Genomic DNA, 22489 nt, shown 5'->3' on the forward strand with positions numbered 1-22489 from the left:
TACAAAATTGCTACAATCGTGCTTAGTCTCCTTAGTTACTATTCACTGTGAGTCGTTTTTAACTAGTGTTCAGTTCATAAAGTGTCACTCACTAGATCCCCGGTATTCTGACAAAAGAGATATTCTTAGTTAGTGCAAGGAGTGATACCATTTCACCACATGTTTGTCACAAGTTATCCTCGTAATACTCCCTCCTGAGGGAGTGTTGCAGATTTCAAATGTTGCATCAAACGAGTGAGTTGGTATAAGCTTTTACGGAAAAGCGCTTGAGTGAGCAAAACTCTCAAGCGCTTTTTTGTGTATAAATAAAACAGTCCAACTCTCTGGGCAATAATTAAAAATGTTTTTAAATACACATATACCAGAGAAGGAACCTACTGTTATAAAAATTGTTGCAACATATACCTGATGACTCTAGCATTTGTGCGTACCATCAAAACCTTTTTAAGTTACTGGACGTACCACACGAATTAGTTTTCCTTGCAAAGGTTCTTCTTTTGCCACAGCCTCATCTATCCGTGCTGCAAATTGTTGCCAATTACGATTATTCGTGCAAACAAAAATACCGAAGTGGTTAGAATCACGACGATGCAAACGGATAAAATCAACTCTGTTGATAGTTAATATTGAGCGTTCTTGACTTATGGCAAATGCTAGCACTTCCTCATCAGGTATACCTTGGTCTGCATTTTCTGCTTCTTGAACTGTCAAAACATCATGCCCCAAATCGCGTAATAATTCCACAACTGGAAAGGGAAACTGCTCATCTGCGTAAAACCGTGCCATTGATTAGGCTACCTCATTACGCTCAATTGCCAATTCGATTTCATCGGGATGAGCTTCTGCATATACCCAAGCATTAGCTAAATCTGTAGCTGTAATAGTTGGATAGCTCGTCAAAAGGTCAGCATCACTATATCCAAGACCACGAGCTTCCACAAGTACCCAAACGGAAATACGAGTTTTAGCAATGCGAGCCTCTCCACCACAAACTCTAGGAGTTTTTTCAATTCCTTGCCAATTGTTGCCGAGACTTTGAGCAAGTAACTGTATAGCCTGCAATTTTTCATCAGGACTGAGGGCAAGAAGTTGTTGTTCTAACTCTTTGAGTGTCACGGATGTAAATCCTCTGATGTTTTGTCAGGCTAAATTTACAATTTTATCAATTGCTAAGTATAACATTTCATTAATTCGTAGCGAATTCCTTGCGGGAAGGCGTTCGCGTAGCGTCTCGTAGAGAAGCGCATCTGCGTTTAAATTTCAACCCTCAATTCGCCACGATTTTACGCAAAGCTGTACTTAGCTAACTACAAAATTCACCAACTTTCCAGCCACCACAATTACCTTTTTAATCTCTTTGCCTTCGATGTAACGCTGGGCAATTTCTGATTCACGAGCATATTTCTCCAACGCTGCTTTATCTGCTTGTGCTGGTACTTGAATCGAGCCGCGAGTTTTACCCATAACTTGAATCACTAAAGTGATTTCATCAGCTACTAAAGCAGCTGGGTCAAATGATGGCCAAGTTTGAGTATGAACTGAATCACTTTCACCCAATAAATGCCACAATTCATCAGCAATGTGTGGTGCAAATGGTGCTAGTAAAACCACCAAAGTGCAAATACCTTCTGCATAAATTGGTGAATTTTTGCCGTCAGCATCAGTTAAGGCATTACTCAACTTCATCAATTCTGAAATAGCTGTGTTGAATTGATATTCGTCTTCAACGTCTTCTGTCACCGCTTGAATCGCCGTGTGAATCGCCCGCCGCAATTCCTTTTCTGCCTTAGTTAAATCAGATTGAGGTTTTTTATGTGATACCCCAGCAGCAATATAATCTGTCACCAAACGCCAAACCCGATTTAAAAAGCGGAATTGTCCTTCCACATCGGCTTCATCCCATTCCAAATCTTTTTCTGGCGGCGCTTTGAACAAGATGAACATCCGCGCTGTATCTACACCGTATTTGGAAATTACATCTTCTGGCGCTACACCGTTGCCCTTTGATTTAGACATGGTGGCATAGAGACGTTGCAACGCTTCACCTGTCTGGGGGTCGCGCGGGTCGGCTGAATTTACCAGATTAGAAGGAATCCATTTATCTTTACCACCCTTATTAGGATTTAGATATGTTAAACCCTGCACCATACCTTGAGTTAACAGGCGTTGGAAAGGTTCATCAAAATTTAACAACCCTCTGTCCCGCAGAACTTTAGTAAAGAACCGCGAATATAACAAATGTAAAATCGCGTGTTCAATTCCACCCACATATTGATCAACTGGCATCCAGTCGTTTATTTTACTAGAATCGAAAACTTTTTGTTCATTCTTCGCGTCAGGAAAGCGCAAGAAATACCACGAGGAATCAATAAAAGTATCCATCGTGTCAGTTTCCCGTTTTGCTGGAGTACCACAAGTCGGACAAGGTACATTTACCCAGCTTTCCAACTGAGTCAAAGGTGAACCACCACGTCCAGTAAATTCCACCTTTTTTGGCAACTCTACTGGCAAATCTTTATCAGGCACTGGCACTATCCCACAGTTGGGACAGTGAATTACAGGTATCGGTGCGCCCCAGTAACGCTGCCGCGAAATCAACCAATCCCGCAAGCGATATTGCACCCGCACTTTACCAAAACCTTGTTGTTGGGCGTATTCAATTATTGCTTGTTTCGCATCTATGGAAGCCATACCAGTAAAAGCCCCAGAATTAATTAAAATTCCTGGTTCAGTGTATGCCTGGTTATATTCAATTTGGATGAGTTGTGTGACTTCATCTATCTCTGATGTTGGAGTTAAGTCAAAACCTGCAACATCATCCGGGGAAACGATGACAAAATCAACTGGCAAATCGTAATTTTTGGCAAACTTAAAATCCCGGACATCGTGTGCTGGTACACCCATCACTGCTCCAGTACCATACTCATACAGTACATAGTCAGCAATCCAAATCGGCACTTCTTCCCCTGTAAATGGGTTAATTGCCTTACCACCTGTGGGGATACCCCGCTTCGGTTTATCTTCAGCGGTACGTTCCAACTCACTTTGATTAGAAACCTCTTTAATAAAGGCTTCTACCACTGCTTGTTGTTCTTTTGTGGTAACGCGCTTTGTTAAGGGATGTTCTGGTGCTAACACCAGGTAGCTGACACCATAAACTGTATCTGGACGTGTGGTGTACACGCCGATTTTTTCATCTATCCCAATGATGGGAAATTCTAAGTAAGCGCCTGTAGATTTGCCAATCCAGTTTGCCTGCATCGATTTGACGCGTTCCGGCCAACCTGTCAATTGATGCAAGTCATTGAGTAATTCTTCGGCATAGTCGGTAATCTTGAAAAACCACTGGCGTAATAATTTGCGCTCAACTATTGCCCCACTCCGCCAAGAACGTCCTTCGTTATCAACTTGCTCATTTGCCAGTACAGTTTGATCAATTGGGTCCCAGTTTACTGCTGCTTCTTTTTGATAAGCTAACCCGGCTTGCAAAAACTGCAAGAAAATCCATTGTGTCCACTTGTAATAATCTGGTGAACAGGTAGCAAGTTCGCATTCCCAATCAATGGATAAACCAAGACGCTGCAATTGTTGCCGCATCTGCGCCATATTCTGATAAGTCCACTTTGCTGGCGGTACACCACGGTCAATGGCGGCGTTTTCTGCTGGCAAGCCAAAGGCATCCCAACCCATTGGGTGTATTACTCGATACCCTTGCATTCGCTTGAGGCGGGCAATCACATCGGTAATCGTATAATTACGGACGTGACCCATGTGTAGGCTGCCCGATGGATAAGGGAACATGGAAAGAGCGTAAAATTTTGGCTTGTTGCTAACTGTCGGTGTTTTATCTAAGCCAAGTTCTACCCATGTTTTTTGCCATTTTTCCTCAATTGCTGCGGGATTGTATCGGGAATCAACTGAATTTGGTATTTCCAATGGTTTCATGCCTATTACGCTTTATTTCTACTAATCCTAAGTATTTAGCTGTTTTTAGTACATATAAACTACTAAATGATTTTTATGTCTAGTAATTTTGAAAATTAAATTATAAAATAAATTTATAAATCTCCTGTATTTCTATTCCTATCTATCTTATATCGCTAAAGTTCTTAGGCTATCAGGGACAGTCTTTATTTGCCTATCGGGAAGTTTTATAAAAAACTCCCCATTGCTGAGGAGTGTGTTAAGAATGCTGTAAGTGTGGACTACTGACTCACCAGTGCTATCACCTGTTCAAGCCTCATCTTAGCCAGATGTAAGTTCAGCAAGCTTTCTTGCTCAAATCTATCTGGGTAACTCATTCGCCTACCTTCCAGTGTGATTCTAATCAGCGCTATTTGCTCATTAGTAGGTGTACCCATTTCATCTATCGCTGAACCAAAAATCTGGATAGAAGCAAGAGAAGGTGACTTTAACCCTCTCCCTACTTCCATCTGTTGAATCGCTAAAATCGGGAATGCCATTAAAGAAGTGATATAGCTTGCTTTGTACGCTGCACTCCCTGTAGGGCGAATACCGTATCGACGGCATAAATCCTGTAATTCAGGAACAGTCTTTATTTCGAGTTCTGAACGTGTAAACATAGAATTACCATTTCTCAAAAGTGGTATCGGTGGTGAACCATTTGTCAGGTGAGAACACCACCGATTTAAAACTCTAATTGCTCGTTTGCACGCAGTTCAAGCTATATTTACATCTCTCAACAATGCCTAATCCTAAGGGTAGTCCAGAAAATTTAAAAAATTTCACCACAGACAGAGAGGAACCATTAACGACTACTATTAGTTTCCGTGCTACTGAAAAGATGAAGCAAGAGGTGAAAACACAAGATGATCCTGCTGAATTCTGTAGAGAAGCGATTCAGAAAGCACTGGATGAGAAAAAAGGAAAGTAGCACTTAATCACTTAACTATTAGAGCGAATACCATTTTTAAAGCTACAAAGGAAATCAAGGAAGAGATACAGAAACAAGATAATCCAGCACAATTCTGTAGAGGGGCTATCCAGAAAGCACTGGATGAGAAAAAAGGAAAGTAGCACTTACACTTAATTGTTTAACTATTAATTACCCGGAAAGTTAAATTGATTCTTGGTTGAACCTGCTTCGATGTTTTGGGGATTTGATGCTGCCAAAAATGCTGTGTTGCACCTGCCATCAGAAGGAAGCTACCATGTATTAACTCAATTTCGGCTTTTAAATCCTGATTGTGTTTATGCCTAAACATAAACCTTCTTGCTCCGCCAAAGCTAACAGAACCAATTACTGGATTGTTCCCTAGCTCTGGTTCAGCATCTGTATGCCAAGAAATTCCATCCTTTCCATCTCGGTAAAGATTCAGTAAAACGCTGTTAAACTTAACTTTTGCAATCTTGTCAACTTTTTCTTTTACTTGTAAGAGTGTAGGTATCCAAGGTTCTGGATCAAGATGAATCCCTGAGAATTTATATGACATATTTCTATCTCCATACCAAGCTGTTTTTCTTGGTAAGTTTACTTCCTTGCCATAAATTTTCATCTTGTCTTGTCGCCATTGTATTTCGTTAAGCAAAGTTTGAAAAAGCTCATCGCTATCTTGCTGATTAAAAAAATTTCGATAGAAAGTAACCTCTGCATCTGGCATAGATAAAACTTCTTTATCCCTACTCTCAATTGACTTATCTACAACGGAGTCAAACCCGGAAAATAAGTCTCCCTGAATTGCATTACTAGCTGGTCTATTTTTCATAAAATCCTCAAAGTTTTATAGTGAACTGCCTTTCATACCTTTGTATTTTGCTAATTTCAAATCTTCTAGTTTTATTATAAAAAACCTCTTTGTAAATTGCTTCGCCTGAATAAAAGGATCTTTTAACTATAGGATACTCGTTAAATAGGTTATAAAAAGTATCTATTCTGTAGTTCTTTGTATTGTAATACGGGCTTGTACAGATAATACGATTAAATCTTTCAAAGCAATTGATTATTAGGTGATACAGCTTGTTTAAATCGAAAGCTTCAACATCTAGTATGTTTGAAAATAGATGAATCTTAATATTGCTAGAACTTGAAACAAAGTCACTAGAATTTAAGTTATCTATACATTTGTTGACTCTTTTGATTAGAGAGTTATTAGAGAAAGCAGATTGTAACATTTGGCGAACAAAGCTGTCGCCGCGCTCCAGTGCAATCGAAGATGGCTCTATGAGTGTAATTGATTCTATTTTAGGGCTGATGCATTTTTCAATGAGATAGTCGATTAAAACGCAGGTTGCAAGCGCCTGTCCACATCCCCAGTCGATAATTTCTATGCTTTTACCTTCCGTGTACTGAAAGTTTGTTGAAGGAAACGCTGCGTAGAGCTTGTGAAAGTGGTGTCCGCCGTACAGACCAATATACTTGTCGCATTCCGCTTCTGTATTGAGTACTTTCCTACCATGATCTATATCGACATCTCGCAGAAATGGAAGTTTTTCTATTTTGGATTTGTAAATATCCTCAAAAAATCTAATCTGTATCTGTGCTTCCTGTGGGCTAGAAATGATCATGAGAAGGCTTAAGAGTGGATCTAACTACTCTCTTAAGTTGCCCAAATAACTTATACTAATTAGCTACTTATTATACTTAACTCTTATGAGTATGATGTGAGGCGGGGATTATTGGTGAAACTTACGATATTCTTCTCTAAATTATTCTTGTGTCTCTGTAATGAGACTTACTCACTTTTTCACTATGCTCACACCACGCATTTACAATACTCAGTCCTGTGGTAGGAAAAGAAATTTAGATGGTTAAAATAGGTGATGGTTAAATCAAATATAAAATTTTCTGATTTAGTGCAGGTTTTTGTCTACGGCACGCTCAAACCAGGTGAAGCTAACTATAAAAGATACTGTGCTAGCAAAGTCGTTGATGTCAAAACAGCTTTTGTACAAGGCAAATTGTTTGCCCTGCCAATGGGCTACCCAGCTATGACGCTAGGGAATAGCCAAGTTTACGGATATTTACTCTCTTTTTCCAACCCTAAGATTTTAAATGAGCTAGATGTGCTGGAAGATTACCAGCCAAATAGAAAAATACCAGAAAACCTCTATAATCGACAAATTATCGAGGTTTATGAGCCACAGTCGCTCTCTTATAGTTGGGCTTGGGTTTATTTAATGACTTTAGAGCAAGTCGGGCATTAGGAGGCTTCCTCCAACCTAGCGGCTGGTGGAGCGGCTGTGGTTTAGCCCCAAACTACAGTTATCAACTGTAAACTTTAAACTTTACGATTAGTTTATGTCCTGTTTGGGGTCGTGTCGTTGCGGCTGAACCTGATAAATTGAATTTTCTGGAGAGGCTACTGCTGCTTTCGGAATTTCAATTACCGGGTTATTTAGTCCCACCATCAGCGGCGAAGGGGGAACTATAGACGCTGAGGAGGTTTGTATAGGTTCTCTTTGTGGTCGTTGCGCCAGTTGCGGCACCATCGAACCACCACCTACTAAGCCAGATATTGCACCGATCGCACAAGCAGCGACAGCTGCACCTGCCGCTATCCAGTTTAAACGGGAGCGACGGCGCAAACGTGTCAATACTTGCTGAACTGTTTCTTCTGGCGACTGTTGGGTTGCTGGCACTGGGAGCGTCCGCAAACCTTGGCGCAGCTTTAACAGCCGGGCATACAAACATTGAACTGAGGCATCATTTGCCAGCCATTCTTCTACTTGCCTGCGTTCGGTGGCTGTGACTTCACCATCGAGGTAAGCACTCAATAACTCGAAGCGATCGCGCTTCACCATATCCATAAGACCCGTTGATTCATTGGTATGCTTGGCCATTCCATCTGACAAATCTTGAGGAAGTTGCAAAGGAGAACGGTCGTAAAACTGAGAATCAGTAGTCATCTTAACATTATTACCAATTCATACACGGGTAAACTGGGCGGGAATTTTGGGTAAATTAGCCAATTTTCTTCTTAAAGGCAGAAACAATCTACGTCTTTCTAGTAATTTTTAATCTATGCTTAAATTCTGCCATTGGGCAGAGGCAAGATACCGTAAATTAGGAAAATTAGGAGTCTAGATAATTCTGCAAGTGGGCTTGCAGCCTCGATCTAGCCCTGGCTATTCTGGACTTCACAGTTCCTAGAGAAACTCCAGTGATTTCGGCAATTTCTTCATAAGCCATGCCTTCGATTTCTCTGAGGACAATGGTAGTACGAAAAACTTCTGGTAAATCCGCGATCGCTTCCCGCAATTGCTCGTAAAATTCTCTAGTTGTCAGTTCTTCCTCAGGACCTGGGGTATCGCCAGCGATTTCCCAATCCATCTCGCCGTCCTCTAAGGAACGGGGAGCATCCAGTGACAAAGGACTCATAACCCGCTTGCGTTTACGTAACTCGTCGTAAAACAAGTTGGTGGCAATGCGGCTTAACCACCCCCGAAATTTAGCAGGCTCTTGTAATCGGTTAATATTCCGATACACTCGAATCCAAACTTCTTGAGCCAAATCGGCTCTGTCAGGCCAATCTGGAGCCAGGTGGTATAGAACTCGATCAACTTGACTTTGATAGCGGCGTAATAGTTCTGCAAAAGCAGCACGATCTGGCCGCAGTCCGGCTTGACAGCGCAAAATTAAATCGTGGTTAGGGAGTTTGTCAACTTGCACTGATGCTTCTGGATACTTTGCATCAACAGTTGACCAGGATACAGTAATCGATTGACTCATAGATCGTACTGGCTCTAAATCATCCCTATCTATTAGACCTGCTAATGGTACAGAAGTTCCATGCTCAGGTGACGGATTTATGACTGGAACACTGAAGCAGACAATTTTGGATACATTTATAGCAATAAGCAGAGCCACTTTTCCTTATACTGCTCCCATAGTTGCCTAAGACCTATCGACTAACAAAAACGCAATATAATGCACGTTTTAGTACTTTTAGCAACTGGGTATATACGCTTGATCGAGATAATTAAATTTAGCTATAAAATGAAGATAAAATTTTGTAATTCTAACTTCTTGATACCTTTAAAATTCGGGTAATAATTTCTGGAAGTTAGGTTGCTGTGGTTGCTAAGATGGTGATTTAATTTTTTGATTTCGTTACCAGAATAGTTGCTGATTGTTCTGGTTGTGGCTCGAAGGCAGCACTAGAGTTATGTTGCTCTGGTACGCGAACTTGAAAAAATAAATTGAGGGAAAATGTAATTGTTACCGCTAGCAATAGTTTTTCAAACATGGTTTTTCATCCACCTACACCATTAATGATTGATTGCTACATTTCAAGAGTTCCACCAAAAAGTCCGAGGAGAGGCTTACGACGCTCAGAACTTTTGAGGAATGAGGTTGCTCACTTGGAATTTTGCCGCTGGGACAATTTGCATAGTCTTAGTTTGCCCAGAGGTGTTGGCAGATTTACAGCGGAAATGATAAGTATTGATAAATTTTTGATAATCGGATGATGAACTCATCCAATTGCTCGGCTGGATATGTCAGGGATAAACAATAGGCGAAGGCAATGGTAAGAAACGAATCTATAGGGCGTATGGTAATGCTGCTTTGTTTTGGCACAGCATTTTTATCCTTAGCTGTCCATTGGCGCATTAGTACGGCGGAACGGCAGTATGAGAAGTCTGCATCTACTTCGATGCGGCGAGATTCTACCCGAACCAATTTTAAGGGAAGCCGGTCAGAGGGAGTCTATAAGAATCTTTCCCAAGTGAGTTTGGGGGAAATTGCGCTGGGTGGATCTGTGCCAGCTGACGAAGCTACCCAAGGCTCGACTGCCCAGAGGACGTTTACACCAAAGTCCTCTGCTATTAAACCTAAAACTAAATCAAAAATAATTAAGAAGAATTTAGTTAAAACAACTACTCGTAGGGCTTCTACACTCAAGCCTTCTACCATTAAGAAGTCGCAAATAATTAAGAAAAATCTAGCGAAAGCAAGTATTCGTAAGGCTTCTAAACTCAAGCCTTCTACCATTAAGCTTCAAACTAAGCCCCAAATTATTAAGAATAATGTAGCTAAAGCAAACGACCTCCCAACTCAGACGCGGCTGGTGGCGCAAGTAGAAAGACAAAATCCAGTTGCAGATAGTTGGCCAAAAGGTTTGTGGTCTAAGGCTTCAGCCCAACAAGTACCATCTAGTAGGCTGGCAAATGCCAAGACGCAAGTAGTGGTTGATTTAAGCGATCGCCGTACTTATGTATACGCAGGAGATGAGGTGATAGCTAGCTACCCGATTGCTGTCGGTAAGAAAGGTTGGGAAACGCCTACAGGTTCTTTTCAAGTGATCCACATGCGACACTATCCAATCTGGCGTCACCCGATTACAGGTAAAGTATTTGAAGCTGGTACGGATAGTCCCTTGGGAGACAGATGGATTGGTTTTTGGTCAGATGGACGGAATGAAATTGGCTTTCATGGCACGCCGGAAGTTGACCTGGTAGGAACGGCTGTATCCCACGGCTGCTTAAGAATGCGTAATTCTGATGTTCGATTGTTATATGAGCAAGTGAGTTTAGGGACAACAATTTTAGTACGTGATTAATTAGTTAAGAGTCATTAGTCTTTTGTCCTTTGTTCTTTGTCTAAAACTAATAACTAATGACTAATGACTCTTCAAATTATAATTTTTGCTCAAAGTTAGGTGCGTATGTTTGAAGTAAAGCACTAACTTGGCGCACAACCTCATTGCCAGTATTTTTGCCCAAGGCTTGACGTTCTGGAAAGAAATTGGGTCGATCGAGATAACGGTTAATCGCCTCACTTATTTGTTGAGAAATTAAGTCTTGCAGTTGTGCCTGAGCTGTTTGGCGCTGGAAGTTAGCACCCTCTTCTGTGGTAGCATACAAGGGCGGTAGCCGATTGAGAGCGTAAGCGGCAATATCTCCGACATCTAAAGAACTTTCGCTGGTGGCTTCAATTTCTGCGACTCGTGCGATCGCTTCTGTCAGCACCAATTCTTCCATAACGTTAATGAATTGTTTGCGAGGTACCGCCACTACCTCACCAGTCAATAGCGCACCCATCAGCCGATCCAACGCCATATACTCTTCAATTGAGAGTTCCGAGGCGTTATCACAGATTCTACCGACTTCCGCTTCCATTGCTGGTGTCAAATAACCATCCTGGAGAGCTTGTTCTACAATTTTTTCGATACTCATAACGCTTATCATCATTTATGTTGGCAAAGCTTGGTAGGGACGGTATCAATCCAATTTATTTTGCCTAATTCTCAGCAAAAAATACACAAATTATGCAAAGACACGATCAATTCTGCCTCTACTAGTTAACAACCTTAGTTCGCCAAGGTGTTGGATCAACAGATTGTCCGTTGACATACAGACCCCAGTGCAAGTGCGGTCCCGTAGAAGCACCTGTTGAACCTACTGCACCAATTAGTTGACCAGCTTTCACAAAATCACCTTCTTTAACGTTAATACGACTCAGGTGCATGAAAATACTGGTTACTCCTTGACCGTGGTCAATGCCAACTACGTTACCGTGTACCCGAAACCCTTGGGATACCCTACCTACCAAAGCAACTCGCCCAGCGGCTGGGGAAATTACCGATGAACCGGCAGCACCAGCGTAGTCAAGACCACGATGATAGTAGTCTTTTGCAAATGTACCATTATAGTAGCGACGCACACCATAGGTTGTACTCATCCGCCCTGCATTTGGCTTTAAGAATACTCCATTCCAAAACTTTTCTGGTGTTTGTAGTGCCTTCAAAGCTGCCACCCGCTTAAGTTCATACTCTGTGGCATCCACTCCAGCTTTACCAGGTGGCAAAGTAATGCGTTGTACGGGGAATTTGCGATTAAGCACATTCACTGCCAAGTTTTGCACTTGACCATCCCCTGCAACCCGAAGTGTTCTGGTTCCAGCTTTTTCTAATGGAGTTGTGGGAACAAAAGCCCGATACCGATTAGGCGCAATTTCAAAGGCTGAGTATGTATTCTTACCACTAGCTACTGTTGGATTTGTACCGTTCTCTGGATTATCTAGATTAATCTCCACCGAGAGTGTATCCCCTAATTTAGGATTAGTTGGAGTCACTTTTACTTGCAAAGCATCTACAGGCAATGCCAAGGCGATGGGGAGAACAGCAAATATTCCTTTTAACACATTTATTGCAAGGCAATTGGCTGTCAAAGTTTTGACATTAAAACCGAGCAAATTTTTGTTTGAACTACTAGCGCTATTCTCAAGAATCATAAAACTACAAAAAACCCTTGCTTGTATTGGAAAATAGATTAGCTTATTATCGCTAGTGTTTCCTGTTGAAAGCCAATGTTGTTGACAACCATAAATTTTCGGAAATTCTCCAGGTACTTATGGATTGCAAGGGCAAATCATTTTATCTGTAATTTTAGGAAATTGGTTTTAACTCTAATAACCAAGGTGTATGACATTGGCAATGAGCATAAAATTTAACTGTGATTACATAAATAATACTTGAAGGAAATCTTGGAATCAACTGGACACTTTTTCAACTGGACACTAATATCACATTGTTAGGTTGAAATTGGTATGGGGAAATTACTTAAACTAGGTAAGTAAGTCAGTGAAGATAAATTAAACTATATACATACCATTCAAAAATATTATTTTAAAATTTACTGACGAATAGCGGTTTAGTCGCCAAAAAACTATGATATTGAGGGAATAAATGTGAGTTTGCCAGGCCACACGTCAGATTTACTTTATAAATCAACTCTGAATCAGGGAATACGCTAATTAAGTTTAGGCTGATAGTATGACTTTTGGCTTGAGTATGCCATCTTCCATCTGCACTATGCGATCGGCAATGTCTAGGATGCGATTGTCATGAGTCACCATCAAGATGGTACAACCTTGTTCTTTTGCGAGTTTTTGCATGAGATTGACTACATCTCGTCCCGATTGACTGTCAAGGGCGGCGGTGGGTTCATCTGCAAGGATTATTTGAGGATGACTGACTAAAGCACGAGCGATCGCTACTCTTTGTTTTTGTCCTCCAGACAGTTTATCAGGGTAATAATGCAAATGATTTCCTAATCCTACTTGCTCTAACATTTGGGCTGACCTAGCTCGCATTTTTTTTAACCCAAGATGTTTGTGTAATTCTAAAGCCATTTTGACGTTTTGGAGTGCCGTCAAACTACCATGCAAGTTATGTCCTTGGAAAATATAACCATTACGGCGTCGCGATTGCACTAGTTGTTCAGCGCTCGCACCACAAAGTTCTCTTCCCAACATTCGCAAACTACCAGATTGGGCAGAACGCAACCCACCCACTAAGGTCAGCAAGGTAGTCTTTCCAGAACCAGAAGGCCCAGTCATGATAACAATTTCACCAGCATTAATCTCTAAGTTGATATTACATAAAACTTGCTTGCGGAGCGAGCCGTGACCAAAGTGATGGTCAAGATTCTGGATGGAAATGATGGATTGACTAGTCATAAATAGATCAATTACTCGTGACGAGCGTCATTGGTCATTTGTCCTTTGTCCTTTGCAAATGACCAATGACCAATGACGAATGACAAATTTAAAACATATCAGCGGGATCGGTGGCTTGGAGTTTGCGGGTGGCGATCGCACCGGAAATTGTACACATAATGATGGTCAGTACTAATACCTGCAATGCCCGAATCGCGGTCATGTACATGGGCAAATTTGTAGCACTGCGAGTCAGTTGATAAAGCACTAAGGACACTCCTAATCCGGGAAAGAAGCCCAATGCTGCCAAGATCAACGATTCTTCAAGCACCACACCTAGCAGGTAGTAATTGCGATATCCCATTGCTTTAAAGGTGGCGTATTCTCGAACATGGGCATTAACATCGTTAGAGAGGACTTGATAGACGATGATCACGCCTACCACAAATCCCATTGATACACCTAGACTGAAAATAAACCCAATTGGAGAATTTGTTCTCCAAAAGTTATTCTCAAATTCAATAAATTCGGCGTGGGTTAATACTCTGACATCATCTCTGAGGTAGGCTTTGAGCATTGCTGCTACTTTTTTCGGTTCATAGCCTGGTTTCAGAAGAATCAAACCTAGACTGACACTGCTGGACTGCCGCCCAGAAAATAGCCGCAAAAAATTTTGATCGCTGGTAATCAGGTTGCCATCAAAGCCAAAGGAAGCCCCGACTTGGAATAAGCCACTAATGGTAATTGTGCGCCTTTCTATTTCAGTAGTCAGGGTTTTACCTTGGTCAATTTGAGCGATCGCTTTTTGATAATCTCCTCTTGCACCACGATCGAACAACACCCTATCCGGCATTTTGATCGCTTGCAATTGCTGGTTAACATCTGGTAAATCAAAAGCTGGCTTGTCTGGGTTAAAGCCGATAACTAACACCCCTGTTTCCCGGTGTGTTTGGGGATTCTTCCAGATTGTGTTGTTAAAATACATTGCTTGGGCCAACTTCACCCCTGGTATATCCATTGCTTGGTAAAGTCGCCGCCGAGAAAATGTAGACAAGCTTGGCAAGTTACGGGCTTGGGGACTGGTTAAAACAATGTCTGCTTGCAAACTGCGATGTAGTCTGGTGTTACTGTCATACAGCGCAGTCTGAAAACCTAGCTGCATGAACATCAGAAGATCCGCAAAGGCAATGCCTGATAATGCCACTAAAAGACGGCTTTTTTCATGATTCAGTTGCAGCCATCCTAGAGGGGTTCGCCGTCGCAGTTGTTTGATCAATCCCATCATAAGAAGTGGGGAGTGGGGAGTGGGGGGCAGGGGAGGCAGGGGAGCAGGGGAGCAGAGGAGAATAACTACTGACTAATGACTAATGACTAATGACTAATGACTAATGACAAATTTCACAATTTAATTACTGCCTTAACTTGCATATTGGTTAAATTGGCGGCTTTTTGGCTAGAAGTTTCATCTAGTCGGATGTAGACTTCTACTACTCTGTTGTCGATATTGCTGACGGGATCTGTGTTAATGACATTCTGTCGTCGCACTTGCAAGCCTTTGCGATCTACGATTCCCTGCAATTCAATCGGGAGGTAATCACCAAAGATTCGCACTTGCTGCCCTGAATTCACTTTGCCGATATCGCTTTCGTAGACTTCGGCGATGACATACATCTGGCTGGTTTGTCCAATATCTGCAATGCCATCATTTGATACTAATTCTCCAGGATGCGTATGGATCTCAAATACCTGTCCATTTTGGGGCGATCGCACTACAGCCTGATTGAGATTAACTTTTGCCAGATTCATGGCTGCTACAGCACGATCGACTTCTGCTTTAGCAGTTTCTACATCCACTCCACGCACTTCAGCGATTTCATCAAGTGTTGCTGTGGCTTGTTTAACTTGTTGCTGACTTGTTGATTGGGTACGATTTAACTGTGCCTGGGCTTCTTGCAAGCTTTTTTGGGCGGTTTCCAAGTTTAAACGCTTACTATCCCGTTGAGAGGCGGAAATTGCGCCTTGTTGATATAGTTGCTGATAGCGTTCGTCTTCTGCTTGGGCGTTACGCACTTCGGCTTGGAATCGCTCAATTGCCGCGGCTTGGGCATTAATATCACCTTGCCGTTCGGCTTCTAGACGAGCGATCGCAGCTTTTTGGGCGGCGATTTCACCGCGTTTAGCACCTGCTTGGGTGCGGTTTAGGTTTGCCTGGGCTACTTTTACCTGTTCTTGTGCTTCTTTGAATGCTGCTTGGAGGCGATCGCGGCTGTTTAAAATTGCGATCGTTTGTCCTGCTTTTACCCTATCCCCCTCCTTTACCAACAACTTTTCTACCCGACTTCCTTCCGCAGACACCGCAGCAGAGAGTTTAATTACCTTTCCCTGTGGTTCGAGTCGCCCTAAAGCTGTTACCGTTTTTAACTGTGGTAATTGTGTTGCTGGTACTTGTAACTCTGAATTTGCATAATTTTGCCAGCGTTTTACTATATAAAAACTTATTCCGCCAACCAATAAAGATATAGTTATACCTATAGCAACGGATGGACGCAGAATAGACTTAGGGAACGTTCTGTACCCTAGCTTTGAGTTTCGCACCATAGATTACCTCTTAACTAGTGGCGCAGAAAAAAGAACAGATTCGGCTTTTCTCCGTACTTGTTTGCTAATTACTACTTCTTGAGTCAGTTATTGTTGATTTATCACTTAAAATTCCATAAAAAAATTGTATTTTTTTGACATCTTACTTAGATAAGGTCATTTACGTGGATAGAAGAACAACAAATCCTTCTATTGATTAAAAAGTTGATTTTCCTAGTAACTTACCTTTGGTTTATGAAAGCACTCAGGTATAGTAAACGGTTTCAAAAATACGGGTTGTAACAGCGCCAACAATCCGAATAAAATTAAGTAAATAAAATAAGTGTTTTTTATGAAATTTATGAACAATTCTAATCAAGTCAAATTTTGATGAGTAACTTTTTGTAAAAAGTAGATTATGTCTATAATAGTAAATCTAAAAAATTTTATGGGTATATAATTCTATCTATCTAAACCTTAGAATTATTTCCATTTAAAAAGTATATAGCGTTTACTAATCACATGAGGTACATCATATTCCCCTCCTCGCTTGCGGGGAGGGGGTTGGGGGTGGGGTTCTTGTACCTCACTCAACTGAGAACCGCTGTAATATTTTATCCGCAGCTTTCAAAAGCTAAATAATATTTAAATTTTCTCGTTGTGATGCGAGAATGAGTAGTTAATTTAAAATTGACAATTGTAAACTTATTATAAATTTTCAAAAAATGATGTATAGACGTAGCACTGCTAAGTCTCCACAAATATTCTGGCTAACGCATATTTAATTTTCTTAGATATGTATTGCAAGACATAGCAGTTTAATTTGCTGCAACAACAGCATGGTCATTTACTAACTTGCCATCTTCCATATAGACGATGCGATCAGCAATATCTAGAATGCGGTTGTCATGAGTAACCAAAAGAATGGTACAGTCTTGTTCTTTAGCTAGTTCTTGCATGAGGTTGACCACATCTCGCCCCGATTTGCTGTCAAGGGCGGCGGTGGGTTCGTCTGCTAAAACAATTTTAGGACGACCAACCAATGCACGAGCGATCGCAACTCTTTGTTTTTGTCCCCCAGATAAATCATCAGGATAATAATTCAGGCGATTTCCTAATCCTACCTCCTCTAACATTTCGGCCGATCGGCTTTTCATTTCTGCCGGGGAAATATTATTATGCACTTCCAAGCCCATTCTGACGTTCTGAAGTGCTGTCAGGCTACCGTGCAGATTGTGCGCTTGGAAAATATAACCGTTACTGCGTCGCGCTTGAGTAAGTTGTCTTTTGTTAGCGCCACACAGTTCTTGTTCCAATATTTGCAAACTGCCGGATTGAGCAGAACGCAAGCCACCGACTAAGGTGAGAAGTGTAGTTTTCCCAGAACCAGAAGGCCCAGTCATAATAATAATTTCGCCAGCGTTAATATCCAGGTTGATATCAAAAAGAACTTGCTTGCGAAGTTGACCATGACCAAAATAGTGGTCGAGATTTTTAACAGAGATTACAGGTTGACTACTCATAAATAGCTAGATTACTTGTGATGATTGTCATTTGTCATTTGTCCTTTGCAAATGACAAATAACAAATGACAAATTTAAAACATATCTGCGGGGTCAGCCGATTGTAATTTACGGGTGGCGATCGCACCAGAAATTATACACATAATCATAGTCAGTGTTAATACCGTCAAGGCCCGTGCTACGGTCATGTAAACTGGCAAATTGGTGGCATTACGAGTTAAATGATAAAGTCCTAAAGGTGCGATCACTCCTGGGATAAAGCCCAAAATTGCCAAAATTATCGCCTCTTCAAACACCACACCTAATAAGTAGAGATTGTTGTATCCCATTGCTTTAAAAGTGGCGTATTCTTTCATGTGGGAATTCACATCTGTAGAAAGAACTTGATAGACAATAATCACGCCCACCAAAAACCCCATTGCTACACCCAGGCTGAAGATAAACCCGATCGCCGTATTTGTTTTCCAGTAATTTATTTCAAATTCGAGAAATTCTGCTTTGGTTAAAACTTTGACATCATCATCTAAATGAGATTCTAAAGCTGCTTTCATCTGTTTTGGGTCATAGCCTGGTTGCAGCTGCACTAAACCGAGACTGACACTGCTTGCTTCTTGTCTGGGAAATAGTCGCAGAAAGTTCTGGTCGCTGGTAATCAAAGTACCATCGGCTATGAAGGAAGCCCCGACTGAAAATAAACCGCTAACGGTAATTGTCCGCCGTTCTATTTCGGTTGTGACAGTTTTACCTTGTTCAATTTTGGCGATCGCATCATTATAATCTCCTCTAGAGGCGCGATCAAACAGAACGGTATCTGGTAACTTAATAGCATCTATCTGGCGATTCACATCCGCTAAGTTCAACATTTGCCGATCGGGATTGAACCCCATAACTAATATTGTCGTTTTCTGATGTGTTTGGGGATTTTTCCAATCAACAATGTTGACATACATTGCTTCTGCCGACTTTACACCTGGTACATCCATTACTTGATACAACCGCCGCCGCGTAAAGCTAGACATATATGCTAGGTTACGTGCTTGGGGGCTGATGACAAACATATCAGCCTGCATACTCCGATGCAGCATTGTGTTACTTTCAAACAGGGCATTCTGAAACCCTAGCTGCATGAACATTAGAACATCGGCAAAGGCAATACCTGACAATGCCACCAAAAGACGACCTTTTTCATGACTCAGTTGCAGCCATCCTAAAGGTGTTCGCCGCCGCAGTTGCTGGATAAATCCAATCACAGTTCAATTACCGCCTTGACTTGCAAATTAGTTAAGCTAGAAGCATTTTGGCTAGATAGTTTATTCAGTTGCACATGGACTTCCACTACTCTGGCATCAATATTGCTAGAGGGATCAGCGTTAATTAGATTTTGCCGCTTTACCTGCATACCAATCCAATCCACTCTTCCCTCTAATTCATTGCGTAGAGAATCACTACTAACCTGCACATCCTGTCCCGGACGCACTTTCTTGATATCACTTTGATAGACTTCTACCACTGCATACATCTGGTCGGTTTGACCTAAAGCCACAATTCCTTCATCGCCAACAGTTTCGCCGGCTCGCGTATTAATCTCCAAAATTCGACCGGCTTTAGGAGCCACAACGTATGCCTGCGCCAGTTCTGCTTTAATTTTCTCCACCGTGGCTTGAGCGCTGTCTATTTCTGCTTGTGCATTTGCTATATCTGTTGGGCGAACTTCAGCAGTTTGATTCAAGTTAGCTTTTGCTTCGTTAATCTGCTGTTGTAAGCTGGCGAGAGTTTGTTCCTGGTTGGCCTTTGCTTCGTTAAGCTGCTGTTGTAGGGTTGTGACAGTTCTTGTCTGAGTGGCTTGGCTTTCAATTAACGCTTGAGTGGAAGTTTCGGCGCTTAAGCGTCTGTTATCAACTTCCTGGCTAGAAATTGCTCCTGCTCTATATAAAGTCTCGTAGCGCTGCACGTCAGCTTGGGCATTACGCCTCTCGGCTGCTACACGAGCCACTGTTGCTTGCAAGCTCCGTTGTTGCCCAAGGAGTTCTGCTTCTATACGATTAGTTGTGGCTTGCTGAGTTTTGATGTTTCCTTCTAGTTCTACTTGCAGACGATTCACGCTTGCTTGACGCGCTCCAATTTCTCCCTGTTTGGCTCCAGCTTTTACCTGGTTAAAGCGGGATTTGGCAACTTGAACTTGTTTTTGTGCTTCACCTAAATTAGCTTGTAGGCGATCGCGGTTGTCCATAATCGCAATTATCTGCCCAGCTTTGACGCGATCGCCTTCTTTCACCAATAGTTGCTCTACCCGATTTCCTTCATTAGAAGAAGGCGCTGACAGTTTTATTATTTCTCCCTTTGGTTCTAACCGCCCTAATGCTGTTACTGTTTTTACTACAGGCTGAACTACTACTGGTGCTTTCTGCTTTTCATTAGCTGTAGCCTGAAGCTTCATGACCGCATAAACACTGATTCCACCTATTGCTAGAGATGCAAGTATTGTAAGTAGAAGTGGCGATCGCAAAAGATTCTGAGAAGACCTTAAACCCTCTGAATTCCTGTTTTCCCTCATCTTATTCCCCCTTACCACCAGTAGCAACCTGTACTAAACTGTCCAGTTCAATTCATGCTAAACTAAACGGACTAGTTTAGTCAATAGGACACAACTAAACTTGCCAATCAATTTGCAAAGGCATTATGCAGTGAAATGCTATTCCTGCCCCCCTTGTACTGAGCGCAGTCCTTGGCGTGGTAACAGAGCGTAGTCGTACCCCTCCGGGGAAGCAAGCTACGCGCAGCGTCTCGTAGAGAAGTGCAGCCTCTCGTAGAGAAGTATGCCCCCTTCAACAAAGGGCATATTTATTTTTGCCATTTTGTACTGGGGCATTTTGCAGCATCTATTAATATTGTTTATAAGAAAGGATGATTAATAAATGGTACGCATCAAAGCTGACGAAGTTGATCGGGACAATTCCGTTGATAAAGTGGAGCAAATTCTGCAAGGGGCAATGCAAGAATTCCTTCAGCATGGCTATGCTGGCACAAGTATGGATCGGGTAGCAGTAGCAGCAGGTGTTTCTAAAGCGACAGTCTACAGCCACTTTCAAGATAAAGAAGGACTGTTTAAAGTACTGTTAGAGCAACTGGCTAGCAAAAAGAACAGCTCCATTTTTGGCACAGAACCTATTGAGGGAGAACCAGCCGTCATACTGCATCAGGTAGCAACCAAAGCATTAGAGCAGATGCTTAACGACAAAGAACATAGTGCATTTATGCGAGTACTAATCGGAGAATCTGGACGTTTTCCAGAGTTAGCTCAAATTTGCGTTCGGGCGATGATTAAGCCAGTAGCGGAAACTCTTACTCACTACTTAGCGGCTCCAGAATTAAAGATACCCGATCCAGAGGCAACAGCGAGAATTCTCTTAGGAGCATTGGTGCATTTTCATATTACTCAAAATGTGATGCATGGACAGGACATTGTACCAATGGAAAGCGATCGCCTGATTGATGCCTTCACACACCTAATCAATAAATGCGCCGATTAAATTAGCTATTTCCTAACGCTTGTTCGGTCGGAAGGTCAAATAATATAACCTTGATTGAGATCGTATCCGCCAAATTACCCATAATAAAAGAACCCCTCCCCCAACCCTTTGCGCCTGCGGGGCTACCGATGCACACACAAATTGAATTACCCCCCTTAATCCTCCCTTGGAAGGCAGGGCTGTTTCATTTTATAAGGGCAAAGAGTTTGTCAATATCATTAGAGAGAAATCTATGGGCAGTTGTGATGGAAATATGACCATTTCGACGGAGTATATTAATTGCGTTAGCGAAGCTTTGCCGAAGGCATCGCTCGTAAAACAGAGAGATTAGCTGGGGCATTACCCAGATGTATAGCTAAGTGCTGAGTTCTGAGTTCTGAGTGCTGAGTGCTGAGTAAAAATCCAGTTTTTTCAAGACTTTGAGCAATCAACACTGTCCTAATCTGTGTGACTACGGCTATATAGTAGAACGATCTTAATTCAAAACTACATCCTTAACCCTTTCGGATGTTGATTTTCTATACCCCAATGACCGCGAATACCCTGAGCAAATTCTTGGGCTGTGCAAATGAGACTACTGATGTAGCAAGCAAGATCATGATATTGTTTACCCCCTCTTGTTCCAACTCTTTCAACCTGAATTAAAGACTTAATCCCAATCCATTTTGGGTCTATTCCATTCAAATCATGAAAAACTTCTACAGTTTGCTTTGTCAGTCTATCCCTTGTTTTTTCAGTGGCGATATAACGACTTGTTGGCTTTGTTTTAGCAGCAACGCTTTGGATATGACGATGAAGTTTTGGCTGATTTCCTTTAACAGCAATTACGTAATCGTTAACCACTGTCTATAAAAAACTTGCAAGTTTTTTTTGGCAATGTAAAGAATCAAAGCTGAATACAGCATCTTTGAGATCCAATGCTGCAATTAAATTTTGCACAATTACAATTTCGCTCTCCTGTTTATTTTCAAATTTTTCCATGCCTAAAACTAGTCCTCTTTTACTTGCAAAGACTGAGACTATGCTGACAAAGTTCTGACATGATTTTTCGTGGTTGATGAATGTTCCTTTAATGCTTTTACCATCAATTCCACACCAATCAGATGCTTCTAAATCAACGTATTGGTATGCCCATTGATTGAATATTGCAACAAGTTTCTCAAAATCTACTCCCATTACTACATGCCTGATAGTTGACTATGAAGGTACACCATGTTTTTGAATGCCAAACATCTCTATTAGTACCCGACGATGCCGCTTGACAAAATCCCCCCATGCCCGATACCCAACATATCCACTCATAGTGCCCATTATTACAAATAGCAACACCAACCAAAGTCGATGTCTTCGACCATCAGTCGTTCTGAAGTCTTCTCTTCGAGAGGCTTCGCCAACAACTTGTCCCAGATGTTCAATCAGAGAAGCACCCATATTTTTTATCCCCTCAACACTTGCAATTT

At 41.7% G+C, this 22489-nt stretch carries 22 protein-coding genes and 2 pseudogenes; 4 read left to right on the plus strand and 20 right to left on the minus strand.

What is annotated here, in order from left to right; genetic code table 11:
• Positions 1 to 444 precede the first annotated feature (444 nt).
• The 4 genes from RMY16_RS06155 to RMY16_RS06170 form a co-directional block, all read right to left on the minus strand.
• Entirely contained in the window at positions 445 to 786 is a 342-nt protein-coding gene (locus RMY16_RS06155) for a DUF5615 family PIN-like protein (protein ID WP_322735605.1), read from the minus strand.
• 3 nt (positions 787 to 789) lie between these two features.
• Complete coding sequence (locus RMY16_RS06160) at positions 790 to 1116, minus strand: DUF433 domain-containing protein (RefSeq protein ID WP_322735607.1); 327 nt, start codon at positions 1114 to 1116, stop codon at positions 790 to 792.
• 183 nt (positions 1117 to 1299) lie between these two features.
• Positions 1300 to 3945 (minus strand): leucine--tRNA ligase, encoded by a 2646-nt coding sequence (gene leuS, locus RMY16_RS06165; RefSeq protein WP_322735608.1) that lies wholly within the window; start codon positions 3943 to 3945, stop codon positions 1300 to 1302.
• 260 nt (positions 3946 to 4205) lie between these two features.
• Positions 4206 to 4583: a hypothetical protein gene (locus RMY16_RS06170; protein ID WP_322735609.1), complete on the minus strand. Its 378-nt coding sequence runs from the start codon at positions 4581 to 4583 to the stop codon at positions 4206 to 4208.
• A gap of 122 nt (positions 4584 to 4705) precedes the next feature.
• Here RMY16_RS06170 and RMY16_RS06175 point away from each other — a divergent pair, with 122 nt between their 5' ends.
• Complete coding sequence (locus tag RMY16_RS06175; RefSeq protein WP_322735610.1) at positions 4706 to 4894, plus strand: hypothetical protein; 189 nt, start codon at positions 4706 to 4708, stop codon at positions 4892 to 4894.
• Positions 4895 to 5054: 160 nt separating this feature from the next.
• Here the strand turns inward: RMY16_RS06175 and RMY16_RS06180 are convergent, their stop codons facing one another.
• Positions 5055 to 5726, minus strand: coding sequence for an alpha-ketoglutarate-dependent dioxygenase AlkB (locus RMY16_RS06180; protein ID WP_322735612.1), 672 nt, complete (start codon positions 5724 to 5726; stop codon positions 5055 to 5057).
• Between the two features lie 7 nt (positions 5727 to 5733).
• Positions 5734 to 6525, minus strand: a complete 792-nt coding sequence (locus RMY16_RS06185) for a hypothetical protein (RefSeq protein ID WP_322735613.1) — start codon at positions 6523 to 6525, stop codon at positions 5734 to 5736.
• Positions 6526 to 6780: 255 nt separating this feature from the next.
• Here RMY16_RS06185 and RMY16_RS06190 point away from each other — a divergent pair.
• A pseudogene (locus RMY16_RS06190) lies at positions 6781 to 7235 on the plus strand (gamma-glutamylcyclotransferase family protein).
• Between the two features lie 16 nt (positions 7236 to 7251).
• On the opposite strand, the gene RMY16_RS06195 reads toward RMY16_RS06190, so the two are convergent.
• The 3 genes from RMY16_RS06195 to RMY16_RS06205 form a co-directional block, all read right to left on the minus strand.
• Complete coding sequence (locus RMY16_RS06195) at positions 7252 to 7866, minus strand: anti-sigma factor family protein (RefSeq protein WP_322663377.1); 615 nt, start codon at positions 7864 to 7866, stop codon at positions 7252 to 7254.
• A gap of 166 nt (positions 7867 to 8032) precedes the next feature.
• A complete protein-coding gene (locus RMY16_RS06200) occupies positions 8033 to 8689 on the minus strand; it encodes a sigma-70 family RNA polymerase sigma factor (RefSeq protein WP_094352725.1) in 657 nt (218 codons plus the stop codon).
• A 364-nt stretch (positions 8690 to 9053) separates the two neighbouring features.
• Complete coding sequence (locus RMY16_RS06205; RefSeq protein ID WP_322735614.1) at positions 9054 to 9206, minus strand: hypothetical protein; 153 nt, start codon at positions 9204 to 9206, stop codon at positions 9054 to 9056.
• A 666-nt stretch (positions 9207 to 9872) separates the two neighbouring features.
• Here RMY16_RS06205 and RMY16_RS32985 point away from each other — a divergent pair.
• Positions 9873 to 10520, plus strand: coding sequence for a L,D-transpeptidase (locus tag RMY16_RS32985; protein WP_416211651.1), 648 nt, complete (start codon positions 9873 to 9875; stop codon positions 10518 to 10520).
• A gap of 76 nt (positions 10521 to 10596) precedes the next feature.
• On the opposite strand, the gene RMY16_RS06215 is transcribed toward RMY16_RS32985, so the two are convergent.
• From RMY16_RS06215 to RMY16_RS06250, 8 genes are all read right to left on the minus strand, one after another.
• The gene (locus RMY16_RS06215) at positions 10597 to 11136 is read right to left on the minus strand and encodes a late competence development ComFB family protein (RefSeq protein ID WP_190909652.1); all 540 of its coding nucleotides are present in this window, start codon (positions 11134 to 11136) and stop codon (positions 10597 to 10599) included.
• Positions 11137 to 11257: 121 nt separating this feature from the next.
• On the minus strand, positions 11258 to 12193 hold the full coding sequence (locus RMY16_RS06220; protein WP_322735615.1) for a M23 family metallopeptidase: 936 nt from the start codon (positions 12191 to 12193) through the stop codon (positions 11258 to 11260).
• Between the two features lie 528 nt (positions 12194 to 12721).
• Positions 12722 to 13420: a DevA family ABC transporter ATP-binding protein gene (locus RMY16_RS06225; protein WP_322735616.1), complete on the minus strand. Its 699-nt coding sequence runs from the start codon at positions 13418 to 13420 to the stop codon at positions 12722 to 12724.
• 88 nt (positions 13421 to 13508) lie between these two features.
• On the minus strand, positions 13509 to 14681 hold the full coding sequence (gene devC, locus RMY16_RS06230) for an ABC transporter permease DevC (protein ID WP_322735723.1): 1173 nt from the start codon (positions 14679 to 14681) through the stop codon (positions 13509 to 13511).
• A gap of 116 nt (positions 14682 to 14797) precedes the next feature.
• Positions 14798 to 15994: an ABC exporter membrane fusion protein gene (locus tag RMY16_RS06235; protein WP_416211652.1), complete on the minus strand. Its 1197-nt coding sequence runs from the start codon at positions 15992 to 15994 to the stop codon at positions 14798 to 14800.
• Between the two features lie 800 nt (positions 15995 to 16794).
• On the minus strand, positions 16795 to 17499 hold the full coding sequence (locus RMY16_RS06240) for a DevA family ABC transporter ATP-binding protein (protein ID WP_322663390.1): 705 nt from the start codon (positions 17497 to 17499) through the stop codon (positions 16795 to 16797).
• Positions 17500 to 17573: 74 nt separating this feature from the next.
• On the minus strand, positions 17574 to 18749 hold the full coding sequence (gene devC, locus RMY16_RS06245) for an ABC transporter permease DevC (protein ID WP_322735618.1): 1176 nt from the start codon (positions 18747 to 18749) through the stop codon (positions 17574 to 17576).
• On the minus strand, positions 18746 to 20053 hold the full coding sequence (locus RMY16_RS06250; RefSeq protein WP_322735619.1) for an HlyD family efflux transporter periplasmic adaptor subunit: 1308 nt from the start codon (positions 20051 to 20053) through the stop codon (positions 18746 to 18748). Before RMY16_RS06250 ends, devC (RMY16_RS06245) begins: the two co-directional genes overlap by 4 nt.
• 361 nt (positions 20054 to 20414) lie before the next feature.
• Here RMY16_RS06250 and RMY16_RS06255 point away from each other — a divergent pair, with 361 nt between their 5' ends.
• A complete protein-coding gene (locus tag RMY16_RS06255; protein WP_322735620.1) occupies positions 20415 to 21029 on the plus strand; it encodes a TetR/AcrR family transcriptional regulator in 615 nt (204 codons plus the stop codon).
• Between the two features lie 284 nt (positions 21030 to 21313).
• Here the strand turns inward: RMY16_RS06255 and RMY16_RS06260 are convergent, their stop codons facing one another.
• From RMY16_RS06260 to RMY16_RS06270, 3 genes and pseudogenes are all read right to left on the minus strand, one after another.
• Positions 21314 to 21463 (minus strand): hypothetical protein, encoded by a 150-nt coding sequence (locus tag RMY16_RS06260; RefSeq protein ID WP_322735622.1) that lies wholly within the window; start codon positions 21461 to 21463, stop codon positions 21314 to 21316.
• 52 nt (positions 21464 to 21515) lie between these two features.
• Positions 21516 to 22220 (minus strand): annotated as a pseudogene (locus RMY16_RS06265) (ISAs1 family transposase).
• Between the two features lie 6 nt (positions 22221 to 22226).
• The gene (locus RMY16_RS06270; protein ID WP_322735623.1) at positions 22227 to 22460 is read right to left on the minus strand and encodes a transposase family protein; all 234 of its coding nucleotides are present in this window, start codon (positions 22458 to 22460) and stop codon (positions 22227 to 22229) included.
• Positions 22461 to 22489: the final 29 nt, after the last annotated feature.

The sequence above is a fragment of the Nostoc sp. DedQUE12b genome (assembly GCF_034530835.1).
Classification (GTDB): domain Bacteria; phylum Cyanobacteriota; class Cyanobacteriia; order Cyanobacteriales; family Nostocaceae; genus Nostoc.

What these genes read in the sequence shown, in the direction of transcription:
- RMY16_RS06155 (WP_322735605.1), bottom strand. Translation starts at nt 786, where the DNA reads ATGGCACGGTTTTACGCAGATGAGCAGTTTCCCTTTCCAGTTGTGGAA.
- leuS (WP_322735608.1), bottom strand. Translation starts at nt 3,945, where the DNA reads ATGAAACCATTGGAAATACCAAATTCAGTTGATTCCCGATACAATCCC.
- RMY16_RS06170 (WP_322735609.1), bottom strand. Translation starts at nt 4,583, where the DNA reads ATGTTTACACGTTCAGAACTCGAAATAAAGACTGTTCCTGAATTACAG.
- RMY16_RS06175 (WP_322735610.1), top strand. Translation starts at nt 4,706, where the DNA reads ATGCCTAATCCTAAGGGTAGTCCAGAAAATTTAAAAAATTTCACCACA.
- RMY16_RS06180 (WP_322735612.1), bottom strand. Translation starts at nt 5,726, where the DNA reads ATGAAAAATAGACCAGCTAGTAATGCAATTCAGGGAGACTTATTTTCC.
- RMY16_RS06185 (WP_322735613.1), bottom strand. Translation starts at nt 6,525, where the DNA reads ATGATCATTTCTAGCCCACAGGAAGCACAGATACAGATTAGATTTTTT.
- RMY16_RS06195 (WP_322663377.1), bottom strand. Translation starts at nt 7,866, where the DNA reads ATGACTACTGATTCTCAGTTTTACGACCGTTCTCCTTTGCAACTTCCT.
- RMY16_RS06200 (WP_094352725.1), bottom strand. Translation starts at nt 8,689, where the DNA reads ATGAGTCAATCGATTACTGTATCCTGGTCAACTGTTGATGCAAAGTAT.
- RMY16_RS06205 (WP_322735614.1), bottom strand. Translation starts at nt 9,206, where the DNA reads ATGTTTGAAAAACTATTGCTAGCGGTAACAATTACATTTTCCCTCAAT.
- RMY16_RS06215 (WP_190909652.1), bottom strand. Translation starts at nt 11,136, where the DNA reads ATGAGTATCGAAAAAATTGTAGAACAAGCTCTCCAGGATGGTTATTTG.
- RMY16_RS06220 (WP_322735615.1), bottom strand. Translation starts at nt 12,193, where the DNA reads ATGATTCTTGAGAATAGCGCTAGTAGTTCAAACAAAAATTTGCTCGGT.
- RMY16_RS06225 (WP_322735616.1), bottom strand. Translation starts at nt 13,420, where the DNA reads ATGACTAGTCAATCCATCATTTCCATCCAGAATCTTGACCATCACTTT.
- devC (WP_322735723.1), bottom strand. Translation starts at nt 14,681, where the DNA reads ATGGGATTGATCAAACAACTGCGACGGCGAACCCCTCTAGGATGGCTG.
- RMY16_RS06240 (WP_322663390.1), bottom strand. Translation starts at nt 17,499, where the DNA reads ATGAGTAGTCAACCTGTAATCTCTGTTAAAAATCTCGACCACTATTTT.
- RMY16_RS06250 (WP_322735619.1), bottom strand. Translation starts at nt 20,053, where the DNA reads ATGAGGGAAAACAGGAATTCAGAGGGTTTAAGGTCTTCTCAGAATCTT.
- RMY16_RS06255 (WP_322735620.1), top strand. Translation starts at nt 20,415, where the DNA reads ATGGTACGCATCAAAGCTGACGAAGTTGATCGGGACAATTCCGTTGAT.
- RMY16_RS06270 (WP_322735623.1), bottom strand. Translation starts at nt 22,460, where the DNA reads ATGGGTGCTTCTCTGATTGAACATCTGGGACAAGTTGTTGGCGAAGCC.